12 protein-coding genes and 1 riboswitch are annotated in these 12091 nt (G+C 46.0%); of the genes, 10 read left to right on the top strand and 2 right to left on the bottom strand.

What is annotated here, in order from left to right; all coding sequences use genetic code 11:
* Window positions 1–369: 369 nt before the first annotated feature.
* Window positions 370–534, bottom strand: coding sequence for a hypothetical protein (locus ACTO17_RS18600; protein WP_482558991.1), 165 nt, complete (start codon window positions 532–534; stop codon window positions 370–372).
* Window positions 535–568: 34 nt separating this feature from the next.
* The gene (locus ACTO17_RS18605; protein ID WP_482558992.1) at window positions 569–745 is read right to left on the bottom strand and encodes a YjfB family protein; all 177 of its coding nucleotides are present in this window, start codon (window positions 743–745) and stop codon (window positions 569–571) included.
* Window positions 746–876: 131 nt separating this feature from the next.
* Here ACTO17_RS18605 and trxB point away from each other — a divergent pair, with 131 nt between their 5' ends.
* The 10 genes from trxB (at window position 877) to ACTO17_RS18655 (ending at window position 11811) form a co-directional block, all read left to right on the top strand.
* A complete protein-coding gene (gene trxB, locus ACTO17_RS18610; RefSeq protein WP_482558993.1) occupies window positions 877–1815 on the top strand; it encodes a thioredoxin-disulfide reductase in 939 nt (312 codons plus the stop codon).
* A 169-nt stretch (window positions 1816–1984) separates the two neighbouring features.
* On the top strand, window positions 1985–3214 hold the full coding sequence (locus tag ACTO17_RS18615) for a C40 family peptidase (protein WP_482558994.1): 1230 nt from the start codon (window positions 1985–1987) through the stop codon (window positions 3212–3214).
* Between the two features lie 616 nt (window positions 3215–3830).
* Window positions 3831–4481, top strand: coding sequence for a WecB/TagA/CpsF family glycosyltransferase (locus ACTO17_RS18620; protein WP_482558995.1), 651 nt, complete (start codon window positions 3831–3833; stop codon window positions 4479–4481).
* 9 nt (window positions 4482–4490) lie between these two features.
* Entirely contained in the window at window positions 4491–5372 is an 882-nt protein-coding gene (locus ACTO17_RS18625; protein WP_482558996.1) for a YitT family protein, read from the top strand.
* A 303-nt stretch (window positions 5373–5675) separates the two neighbouring features.
* Window positions 5676–6764 carry a PucR family transcriptional regulator gene (locus ACTO17_RS18630; RefSeq protein WP_482558997.1) on the top strand — a complete coding sequence of 363 codons (1089 nt, stop codon included), beginning with the start codon at window positions 5676–5678 and terminating at the stop codon, window positions 6762–6764.
* A 16-nt stretch (window positions 6765–6780) separates the two neighbouring features.
* Window positions 6781–7464, top strand: a complete 684-nt coding sequence (gene ftsE, locus ACTO17_RS18635) for a cell division ATP-binding protein FtsE (RefSeq protein ID WP_172535453.1) — start codon at window positions 6781–6783, stop codon at window positions 7462–7464.
* Window positions 7454–8362, top strand: a complete 909-nt coding sequence (gene ftsX / locus ACTO17_RS18640) for a permease-like cell division protein FtsX (protein ID WP_482558998.1) — start codon at window positions 7454–7456, stop codon at window positions 8360–8362. The genes ftsE and ftsX overlap by 11 nt, the downstream gene beginning before the upstream one ends.
* Window positions 8363–8447: 85 nt before the next feature.
* Entirely contained in the window at window positions 8448–9716 is a 1269-nt protein-coding gene (locus tag ACTO17_RS18645) for a S41 family peptidase (protein ID WP_482558999.1), read from the top strand.
* A 91-nt stretch (window positions 9717–9807) separates the two neighbouring features.
* Window positions 9808–10863: an FIST signal transduction protein gene (locus ACTO17_RS18650; RefSeq protein ID WP_172535450.1), complete on the top strand. Its 1056-nt coding sequence runs from the start codon at window positions 9808–9810 to the stop codon at window positions 10861–10863.
* A 12-nt stretch (window positions 10864–10875) separates the two neighbouring features.
* On the top strand, window positions 10876–11811 hold the full coding sequence (locus tag ACTO17_RS18655) for a methyl-accepting chemotaxis protein (RefSeq protein ID WP_172535449.1): 936 nt from the start codon (window positions 10876–10878) through the stop codon (window positions 11809–11811).
* Window positions 11812–11858: 47 nt separating this feature from the next.
* Window positions 11859–11959: riboswitch (TPP riboswitch) on the top strand.
* Window positions 11960–12091 lie beyond the last annotated feature (132 nt).

Genomic DNA, 12091 nt, shown 5'->3' on the forward strand with positions numbered 1-12091 from the left:
GGCAAAGGGCAATCCGGTAGTTCTTGTGTATCGAAATATAGATTGTTCGTTCTATAGCTGCATGGACGGAACTGTTTTAACACACAGGAAATAGGAAAGAACTAAAGGAGCCAAAAGCAGGCCATATATATTTCAATACACAGAAAATGGGAACAACCAACCCCCAACCATAGCGTTCATATTCCAATACAAATGAAATGGGAGCAACCAACCCCAACCATAGCGTTTATATTCCAATACACAGGAAATTCGGGATTGCCCTTCCTCATAAGTGAACAATTCACGGGCGCCCTTAGTGAAGGCAAAATCCACTGCTTACAGAGACTTAGGAAGGAAGGCTTTCCTGACTTCCTTAGTCGAAGTTAGCAGTTAGTTTGCCGAAACGCTGCCCGGTTCCCGTTGAGGAAGGGCAATCCCGAATTCCCGTCCGTTATTGGAACATAACCGCCGCCCCCGTTGAGGAAGAACCATCCCGAATTCCCGTCCGTCATTAGAATAAAACCGGCTCAGGGCCACCACAAAAGGAATATCCAAGACACTCCTTTCAGGCAGCCCTGAGCCCAGGAAATCAGATGGAAATATCAATATTTCCGCCCACATGAGGATTCACAGACTGTTCCATGAGTTTAATCATGGAGTCCCCCATGTTTTCCATCGTATCCAGTTGTTTGCTCAGCATAATCGTCCCAACGTCATTGTTGACCTGGGTCATGCTGAGAGCAGTTGATAAAGAAGCAATATCCATATTCGTGCCTCCTTTCCTAGATTTTAGAACCGTGCAGAAACGCTGCACGGTTTCACAGGGAAATGACCCTGTTCTTATTATGGCACGAGACACAGGAAAAATCAATATCAGATAAGCAGGAGGTTTAGACGATGTATGATGTAATTATTTTAGGAAGCGGCCCGGCAGGATTAAGCGCGGCCATTTATGCACAGAGGGCAAGATTAAGCGCTTTAATAATAGAAGAAAAGCCTTTAAGCGGAGGCCAGATTCTGGATACCTATGAGGTGGATAATTATCCGGGGCTGCCTGGGATTACCGGATTTGAAATGGGCCAGAAATTCCGCGCCCATGCAGATAAACTGGGGGCTGAAGTGGTGAACGCCCAGGTGCTTGAAGTGAAAGTAGAGGGTGAGAAAAAAGTGGTTTCCACTGCAAAAGGCGATTATGAAGCCAAAAGCCTGATTATTGCAACGGGAGCCAGACACCGGAAACTGGGGGTGCCCGGAGAAGATAAACTGGTGGGAATGGGAGTGTCCTACTGCGCCACCTGCGACGGCGCGTTTTTCCGGGGAAAATCTGTGGCTGTAGCCGGCGGCGGCGACGTGGCCCTGGAAGATGCATTGTTTCTGGCCCGGGGCTGTGAAAAAGTTTACCTGATTCACAGAAGAGATGAGTTCCGGGGCGCAGGGATTCTGCAGGAACGGGTAAGGGAGACGCCTAATATTGAACTGGTGCTGAACAGCAACTTAATCTCTATTCAGGGAGAAGAGGAGGTTTCGTCGGTTCTTGTCCGCAATAACAAAGAAAATACCGACAGGGAAATTCCGGTGCAGGGAGTGTTTATTGCAGTGGGCATTGAGCCTAATTCCAGTGCGGTGAAGGATCTGGTGGCCCAGGACGCCCAGGGGTATATTGTGGCCGGCGAGGATACAAAGACCAGCGCAGAAGGAGTATTTGCAGCGGGAGATGTGAGAACCAAGCAGCTTCGGCAAGTGCTGACAGCGGCTGCCGACGGGGCGAACGCAGTAACCTCGGCAGAGAAATATATTACTGAAAAGAATCAATCATTTTTCATGACAATACAATAATGACAAGATCAGAGCAAATATTGCAACTTTTTTGTAAAAGATTACGGTTGACATAAACAGCCCTCCTTGTTATAATAAATCCTGTAATAAATTTGTAACATATGAAGAATCCTATCGGGACTTCATGCTTTATAGAAGATTATGGGCTAAAATGGAGGGTATTGTTATTATGAACAGGAATTCAATTAGAAAAGCAACAACATGTTGTTTAACTGCCGCAGTGGTATTAACAGGAAGTTCTTTTGTGTCCCACGCAGCAGTAAGCGCTGGAGCAGGCGACCTGATTTCAGCAGCGACAGAAGCACCGGCAGATACTGGTAAGAAAGCAGATAAAGCAGAAGATAATAATGCAACCGCAGGCGTAACCGAGATTTTTGCAAATTCTCTGGCGCCCAGACAGGAAGCGATTGATACAGGCGCAGCCAAGGAAGAAGCTGAGGCTCCTGCTAAGACAGAATATGATGATATCGCAATTGCGCAGGTTGACAATTATGTAAATGTACGTTCCGCAGCCAGTGAAGAAGGAGAAGTGCTTGGTAAGTTATATAATAACTCCGCCTGCACCGTACTTGGAACCGAAGGCGACTGGTATAAGATTCATTCTGGTAATGTGGAAGGTTATATCAAGGCAGAATTCCTTGTATTAGGAAATGCAGAACTGGCTAAGTCCGTAGGGCACAGAGTGGCAGATGTAACCACAGAGACACTGAATGTCCGTGCAGAGTCCAGTACGGAATCAGAATTACTGGGACAGGTTCCCCAGGGAGAAGAACTCAGCGTAGTAGAAGAGAAGGACGGCTGGGTGAAGGTAGCAATTGAAGAAGGCGACGGCTGGGTATCCAGTGAATTTGTAGATTGCAGCACACATTACGTAGTGGCAGAGTCCAAAGAAGAAGAAGAAGCCCGTCTTAAGAAAGAAGAAGAAGAACGTAAGGCAGCAGAGGAAGCAGCAAGAAGAGCTACCAGAAGCAAATCTTCCAGTTCAGGTTCTTCCAGTTCAGAATCTTCCGGCTCTGGTTCCGGAGAGAGCAGAAGCTATGCTCCCCCAAGCGGCGGAAGCGGACAGGCAGTTGCCAATTACGCATGCCAGTTTGTAGGCAATCCTTATGTATACGGCGGGACAAGCCTGACCAACGGCGCTGATTGCTCCGGATTTGTAATGAGTGTATATGCAGCATTTGGCGTTGGCCTGCCTCATTCCTCCAGCGCACTGGCAGGAGTAGGATACGGCGTAAGCACAGACGCAATGCAGCCTGGTGATATTGTATGCTACAGCGGTCACGTTGGAATCTATGTAGGCGGAGACACCATCGTACATGCAAGTACCGAAGCGACTGGCATTAAGTACACTTCTCCGGCATCATACAGACCGATTGTTGCAGTAAGAAGAATTTTCTAAGAGTATTACATAGACAGTGGCAGAGAAGAAACTGCCGGGAAATGATTTATTTCCCGGCAGTTTTTTTAAATTTCAGTTTACGGGTTCCGTCTCCCAAAACAGAAAAATTGCTCTGACTTTTGACAGGCACAGAGAAAAGAGTCATACAATTCTTCTAATTTTCTAAAAAAATTTTTGTAGAAATATGTCAGAAAATGTCTGATTCTGGAATTCTGAAAAAAGTGCACAAAATTATGGGGATAAACAAAAATTATCCAAAAGTTATCCACATAAAAATATGACAAAAAATCCAAAAATGTGAGTTATACACAGAGTTGTCCACATTATCCACAAAAAGTCGTGTGAATAACCTGGTTTACATAGTAGGAAAAAGAAACATTTGTTTTGTGAAGTTGTGATAAAATGAATGATTTTCGGAAAAAATAGAAAAAAGTATTGACTTTTTAATAGACAAAAAAAATTTATTTCAAGGCAGAAATGTCAGTTAATTTCCATTGGAAAGGGTGGTTGAAAAAATTTCCTGCTTTTGGTATACTTCTAAAAGTACATTTAATAACCGCAGTATCAGTCAAATAGAAACGGGTGTTATATGATTAAGAAATTGGAGATACTGGGAATGGCATTGGATAATGATACGGTGGCAGAAGCAATGGTTCGGGTGGAGGAATTTCTGAACAGTACCATGATGAACACCATAGAGGCCATTTCCATGGATATGTTGGTAAAAACTCAGGAAGATGACAGACTGAAAGCCTGTATTGAACATCTGGATCTGACAGTCATCAGCGATAAGGAGATTCTGAAAGCCGCCGGAGAGATTTCCAGGCAGCGGATTCAGGAGACGGTGAACAATGATTTTTTTAAAGAGTTTGCAAAGCGGGCGTCCGGGAACCGCAGGGCGGTGTTTTTACTGGGAGAGACCGAAGAGAAGCTTGATGCGCTGAGAGAATTTCTGGCGGAGCATTACAGTGGAATTCAGGTGGCGGGATGTTTCGGACTGGCAGACTGCCCCGGAGACTATGATATGGTAATTAATGAAATCAACATTGCAGAACCGGATGTGATTATGTCGGCGCTTACATCGCCGGAACAGGAATATTTTTTACAGGACAACCGGGAAAAATTAAATGCGAAAATCTGGTACGGGCTGGGGGAAGTATATTCAGACAGAAAGGTTGTGTCTGAGGTGGCAGGATTTGCCAGGAAGCTGATCCAAAAGGGCGTGATGCACAGTATGATATCACGTTATAATAAAAAAGAAGAATGAGGTAAAAGAATGAACAGATTGTTAGCTTACAGGCGGACGCCGGTATTTTTGTATCTGGTAATTATTGCAGGGACAGGATTGCTTGCGTTTGCCATAAAGTGTATTTTTGATCCCATCGGCCTGGTAACCGGGGGATTTACAGGCATCTCCATTCTGATGAAAGATTTGTCAGAAGTGTTTTATCCGGGCGGAATTCCTCTCTGGTTTGCCAATCTGGCCTTAAACCTTCCGGTATTTTTACTGGCCTGGAAGATTAAGGGGAAACGGTTTATCGGGCGGACAGCCATTGCCACGGCTCTCCTTTCCGGGTGGCTGTATGTGCTGCCGGAACTGGATTTTATCAGCGGGGATTATATTCTGGCTGCTTTGTTCGGCGGAACCATTTCCGGTATCGCTATGGGAATGATTCTCTGGGCGGACGCCACCACCGGCGGAACGGAAATGGTGGGCGCGCTGATACAGTGCCGGTTGAAGCATTATTCTGTGGCGCAGATTATGCAGGTGCTGGACGGCCTGGTAGTGTTGGCGGGGCTGTATGTATTCGGCCTGCGTCCTTCCATGTATGCCATTGTGGCGATCTTTATTTCCTCAAAAGTGATAGATACTATTCTGGAAGGTATGAAATTTTCAAAAGCCGCATATATTATCACCGATAAATACGAAGAGATTTCCGGAATTATCATGGAAACTCTGGATCGGGGCGTTACGGGATTGGAAGCCAGAGGCATGTATTCCGGTGAAAAAAAATGTATGCTGTACTGTGTAGTGTCAAAGAAGGAGATTGTGCAGCTGAAGGAACTGGTGCATCAGATCGATCTGAATGCATTTGTGATTGTGGGGGATGTGAGAGAGGTTCTGGGAGAAGGATTTATTGAGTACCGCAGGGTATGATAAGGATTTTGTGTACTATGACTATGTAAAAATCAATGAAAATTTGAAAAAAGTTGAGGAAATGCATAAAAAAATATGGATTTCCTCTTCCTTTTTTTGTGCTTTTGCATTAAAATACATATTAAGTTGTTTTGTTTTCCCAAAATACATACAATAGAATTGTGAAAGTTGTATAGGAATTATTGCACATAAGGAACGGTCAGGAACGGGCATATTGTTTCTTCTGACAGTTCCTGAACATGAGAACATGGAGAACTGCCAGAAAAACGGCGCAAGAGAAGGAAGAGAAAAGGAGTGGAGCACATGATTTCGAATCAGATACTTCAGAACACCATTGACGGGCTGAAAGGAATTACCAGAATTGATTTATGTATTATTGATACGGAAGGCAAGGTATTGGCGGCAACTTTTCAGGATGCGGACAGTTATGTGGCGGCGGCTCTGGCATTTGTGGAATCTCCGGCAGACAGCCAGGTGTTTTTGGGATGCCAGTTTTTTAAAGTGTTTGACGAACATCAGTTGGAATATATATTGCTTGCCAACGGAGACAGCGATGATGTCTATATGGTAGGAAAGATTGCCAGTTTTCAGATCCAGAATTTGCTGGTGGCGTATAAAGAGCGTTTTGACAAAGATAATTTTGTGAAAAATCTGCTGTTGGACAACCTGCTTCTGGTGGATATTTATAACCGGGCCAAAAAGCTTCATATTGATACAGACGCCAGGCGGGTGGTGTTTATTGTGGAGACCAATCGGGAAAAGGACGGCAATGAACTGGAAAAAGTGCGGAGCCTGTTAGGGGGCAAGTCCAGAGACTTTATTACGGCGGTGGATGAGAAAAATATTATCGTGGTGAAGGAAGTGATGGAAAACGAGGGATATGAGGAGATGAACCGGACAGCGGAAGTGATTCTGAGCATGTTCCACGGCGGAGACGATTTGGATATTCACATTGCATACGGAACCATCGTCAATGAAATCAAAGAGGTTTCCCGTTCCTATAAGGAAGCCAGAATGGCCCTGGACGTAGGGAAGATTTTCTTTGAGGAACGCCATGTCAACGCATATTCCACCCTGGGGATCGGCCGTCTGATTTATCAGCTGCCCATCCCGCTGTGCAAAATGTTTATCAAGGAAATTTTTGACGGCAAATCTCCGGATGAATTTGACGAAGAGACCCTTACTACGATCAATAAATTTTTTGAAAACAGTCTGAATGTGTCCGAGACTTCCAGACAATTGTACATCCACCGGAATACCCTGGTGTACCGGTTAGACAAGCTTCAGAAGAGCACCGGCCTGGATTTGCGGGTGTTTGAGGACGCGATTACCTTTAAAATTGCCCTGATGGTTGTAAAGTACATGAAGTATATGGAATCTTTGGATTATTAAGCTAGGAGAGAATTCGATGATAAAACTTGAAAATGTCAGCAAAGCATATTCTGCGGGAATTCCTGCGTTAAATGATGTGAGCCTGTATATTGAGCCGGGAGAATTTGTTTTTGTGGTGGGGGACAGCGGTTCCGGCAAATCCACCCTGATAAAATTACTGTTAAAAGAATTAGAGCCTACCAAGGGAAGCATTTCTATTAATAATCAGAAGCTGGGAAATATCCGCCACAGGGACATTCCCAGGTTCCGGCGGAATATCGGCGTGGTATTTCAGGATTTCCGGCTGTTAAAGGATCGGAATGTCTATGAAAATGTGGCCTTTGCCCAACGGGCCGTGGGAACGCCGGTGAAAATTATGCGCAGAAAGGTTCCGGCGGTGCTGTCCATGGTGGGACTGGCTGCCAAATACAAATCTTACCCCAAAGAAATTTCCGGAGGGGAGCAGCAGAGAGTGGCAATTGCAAGGGCCCTGGTCAATGAGCCCAGGATTCTTCTGGCAGACGAGCCTACCGGTAATCTGGACGCCCACAACGCCTGGGAAATTATGAAGCTGTTGGAGGAGATCAATCAGAGGGGCACCACGGTTTTAGTGGTGACCCATAATCTGGACATTGTAAAGGCCATGAGAAAGCGTGTCATTACAATGAAGAAAGGCGTTGTCATTTCAGATGAACGGATAGGTGATTTTTATGAGGATTAGTACGTTCTGGTATACGTTAAGGCAGGGAGCGAAGAACATCTGGAAGAATAAAATGTTTTCTCTGGCTTCCATTGCAACCATGTCGGCCTGCATTTTTCTTTTCGGTATTTTCTATTCTGTAGTGGTGAATTTCCAGAGCGTAGTGCGGGAAGTGGAATCAGGGGTTGCCGTTACAGTGTTTTTTGTGGACGGAGCCACCCAGGAACAGATAGACGCCATCGGGGAGCAGATTGGAAAACGGGTGGAAGTGTCGGAAAAGGTCTATGTGTCTGCGGAAGAGGCATGGGAGAATTTTAAGAAAATTTATTTCAAAGGGGCGGAGGATATGGCCCAGGGATTTGCGGAAGATAATCCTCTGGCCAATTCCGCTCATTATGAAGTTTATATGAATGACATTTCCATGCAGGAATCTCTGGTTACGTTTGTGCAGTCCTTAGACGGGGTGAAGGAAGTGAAAAGCTCGGATATGGCGGCCCATACCCTGACGGATTTCAACCGTCTGATTGGTTATGTGTCAGCGGGGATTATTCTGATTCTTTTGTGTGTGGCAGTATTTTTGATCAGCAATACCGTTACCATCGGAATTGCAGTCCGGCGGGAGGAAATTGCGATTATGAAATTGATCGGCGCCACCGATTATTTTGTGCGCGCGCCGTTTATTGTGGAAGGAATTCTGATTGGCCTCATCGGTTCGGCCCTGCCGCTGCTTGTGCTGTATCAGATGTACCGCAGAATCATTGTGTATGTGGGAGAAAAATTTCTCTGGCTCAGCGGAATGCTAGAGTTTCTGCCGGTGAATAAAGTGTTTTCCACCCTGGTTCCAGTGGGACTGATTCTGGGAGTGGGCATTGGTTTTCTGGGAAGCCGCCTGACCATCCGCAAACATTTGAAAGTTTAATGTCCGGCGGAATAAATTCATGGGAAAGACATAATTTTTTGGTATAATATGCAAAAATCAGATTGCAGAAAAGAGGAATCACAGAATGGACAATCAGGAATATTTTCAGCCGCCCAGAAAACAGAAATCGAATTTCTGCAAAGGAGTTTTGGTGGGAGCGTTGGCGTCGCTTCTGACAGTTACGCTGGCAGCCGGAGGACTCTGGCTTGGCATAAATGCCGGTCTGAGGAAAAAAAGCAGTTCCAAACAGGAAGAGAGCAGCAAAGAGGCCATTTCTGAGAAAAGTGTGGAGAAGAAATCCGGTGAAATTGCGGATTTGATTGATCAGTATTACTATGAGGAGGTGGACGAGGAGGCTCTGGTGGAGGGCATGTACGCCGGAATGGTGGAAGGACTGGGAGATCCGTATTCCGCTTATTATACGGCGGAAGAATACCGCGCTCTGGACGAAAGCACCAGCGGGGTTTATTACGGAATCGGCGCGGTGCTGACTCAGAATATCAATACGAAAATTGTCACAATTCTCCACGTTTATGCCGGAACGCCGGCAGAAGAAGCGGGAGTGAAAGACGGAGACGTGATTGTAAAGGTGGGGGATATTGAAGGAGACAGTATGGAGCTGTCAGAACTGGTGACCCACATCAAAGGAGAAGAGGGCACCACCGTGCATCTGGAGCTGCTGCGCAGCGGTGAGAAGGAGCATATTGAACTGGATGTCACAAGGCGGCAGATTGAGGTGCCTACGGTGGAACATCAGATGCTGGAAGGCCAGGTGGGCTTCATTCAGATTACGGAATTTTCCGAGTCTACGCCGGAACAGTTTCAGGCAGCCTGGAATGAACTGGAGGGCCAGGGCATGGAGTCTGTGATTGTGGATTTGCGGGATAATCCCGGCGGAGTGCTCCAGTCTGTATGTGCAATGTTAGATGCAATTCTGCCGGAGGGATTGTTGGTGTATACGGAAGATAAGTACGGAAGCCGTTCGGAGTACAAGTCGGATGCAAAATGCGTGAAGCTGCCGATGGCGGTATTAATTAACGGCAACAGCGCCAGCGCGTCAGAAATTTTTGCAGGAGCCATCAAGGATTATGAATACGGAACCCTGATTGGAACCACCTCTTTTGGAAAAGGCATCGTTCAGACCATTATTCCCATGGAGGACGGAAGTGCAGTGAAGGTGACTATGGCAAAATATTTCACGCCCAAAGGAAATTATATCCATGGAGCGGGCATTGAACCGGATATACAGTTGGAATATCAGTATCAGGAGGAGACGAAGGGGGAAGATTATAATCCCATGCATGACAATCAGGTGTTAAAGGCTTTAGAGGTGCTTCAAAAGGGAGAAAAATAGCGAATAATGATTGACCTGGTACTTTAGATAGGATAAGATAGTAGTAACAGAATTTGTATATATTTGTAAGGATACAGAAAGGGATAACGACGTGAAACAGTTTTATGGTATGAGCCAGAAGGGAGATTTGAGAGAAGCGGTCAAGGGGCTGAAAGATCCCCAGATGATTTTGCTGATGTCAAATGCAGAACAGTTTGAAACGCATGTGCGTAAATTGGAAGAACTCTTTCCCGGTGTGCCCAGTATTGGGTGTATCGGAATGAGTTACGATACCAGAGTGGTGGAAAAGGGCGTGGGCCTGGTTGCATTTTACGGCGGCATTTCGGCGGCGGCCGATGTATTGGAAGAGGTATCTGTGATGCCGGTGAAATACATCGATCGCCTGCAGCGGGATGTGGAGAAAGTGGACGCCGCAAAAGGCGACACCATCTGTCTGGATTTTTGTTCCGGGAACGATGCCTGCGCGCTGACTACGGTATACAGTGTGTTAAAGCGCAGGGGTATTTCCCTGGTGGGAGGCACCGGCGATGCAGGCAGGGTGTCGGCCAACGGGAAGGTCTATGAGGATGCAGTCGCCTATGCCCTGATTAAGAACCGGGGAGGGAGGGTGAAGGCATATAAGGAAAATATTTACCATAAGATGGGGAATTACCGCTTTATCGCCTCTAAGACCAACAGAGCCAAATATGTGATCGGTGAATTAAATGGAAAACCTGCCAAGCAGGTGTATCAGAGTATTCTGAAGGTAACGGAACAGCAGATTACCACCCAGACCTTTAAGAATCCCTTTGGAAGGATCGACGGGGACGAGACCTGCATTATATCCATTAAAGAGGTGGATGGAAATGCACTGGCCTGCTTTCGGCAGGTGAATGACTCGGATGTGCTGATTCTTCTGGAACTGGGAGATTATAAGAGAATTGTAAAAGATACCATTCAGGCCATTCAGCGGGATTTTCCGAAGATTTCCGGCGTATTTTCCGTGAACTGCCTGTTTCGGTATCTGATGTTCAGCGAAAACCATTACATGCAGGAGTATCTGCTGGATATGGGAACTCTTGGAAACCATGCGGGCCTGGTTGGATACGGAGAGCACTATAACAACCGGTTTGTCAATCAGTCCATGACCTGCGTGGTGTTTGAGTAAAGGGGGAAAAAGATGCTATTTGAAAAGAAAGGCCCCAAAAAGGCCGTGAAAAAACAGAAGAAGGGTCTTTATCCCGTATTATATGTAATGGAAAGTCTGAAGGGCTATCACACAGAACTGGTGCAGAAAGAAGTGAATTCTCTGCAGGAATTAAGCGTGGTAAGCAAATCCTTCGGCAAGGTGCTTCATGAATCAGAGAATTTCCAGGAAAAGCTGCAGGATTTCGGAAATACCTTTTCCAGTATTAGTCAGGTGTCCGGGCAGTTTACAGAAGTGAAGAGTGAGATTGCTGAGTCTGTGAACCAGGCCCAGAACGGCGTGGAGGAATTGAAAAACAGTTCCCGGGAAGTGGAATCTCATTTCGGGGAAATGGAAAACACCTTCGAAGATTTCATGGAGGCTGTGAAGAATATCAAGAAATGTACCAGTAAGATTGTCACCATTGCCGATCAGACCAACATGCTTGCGCTGAACGCCACCATAGAAGCGGCCAGAGCCGGAGAACAGGGCAAGGGATTTGCCGTAGTGGCGGTGGAAGTGAAGGCGCTTGCAGATGAGATTAAGAAGCTGGTGGCTGAGGTGAATACCAGTATCGGGGATGTGGAGCAGGGAACAGATAAGCTGAACGAAAGCATCAGCACCTCCCAACAGGCATTGGAAGCCAGTATTGATAAAGTAAATGATACATATGAGATGTTTGATAAGATTACCCAGGCGGCAGAAGGGGCGGAGACGGTGCAGGAAGAGATTTCCGGCGTGATTGACCAGTCCAGTTCATCCTTGCAGTCTTTGTGCGGATTTTTTGACCAGACCAGGGAGCATTATCAGCAGGTTATGGAGCATATCAATTATGCAAGCAAGCTGGGAACCACCAAAAGTGCCATGTTTGAGGACATTGATCTTATGATGTCTCAGATACCGCCTATCATAGAGGAATACAATCAGTAACGTTGTTGTTGACAAAGGAATAAAAATCATATATTATTAACATGGATCACAGAACGCAGAGGGACCGCAGACGCGGTTGAGAAGGTTAAAACCTGACTCTTTGAACCTGTCAGTTAATACTGTCGTAGGGAGCGTAAATATGTCAGAAGATTTACAAGACGCTCTTAGACAGGAGCGTCTTTTTATGTGCGCCCAGTATGGGCGCAATCTAATCGGTGAAAGTCCGTAACACGCCCTGATAGTGGGAAGTGTATAGCCAAGAGCAAGGGTGTCCATCGTG

The organism is Petralouisia sp. (assembly GCF_056822245.1).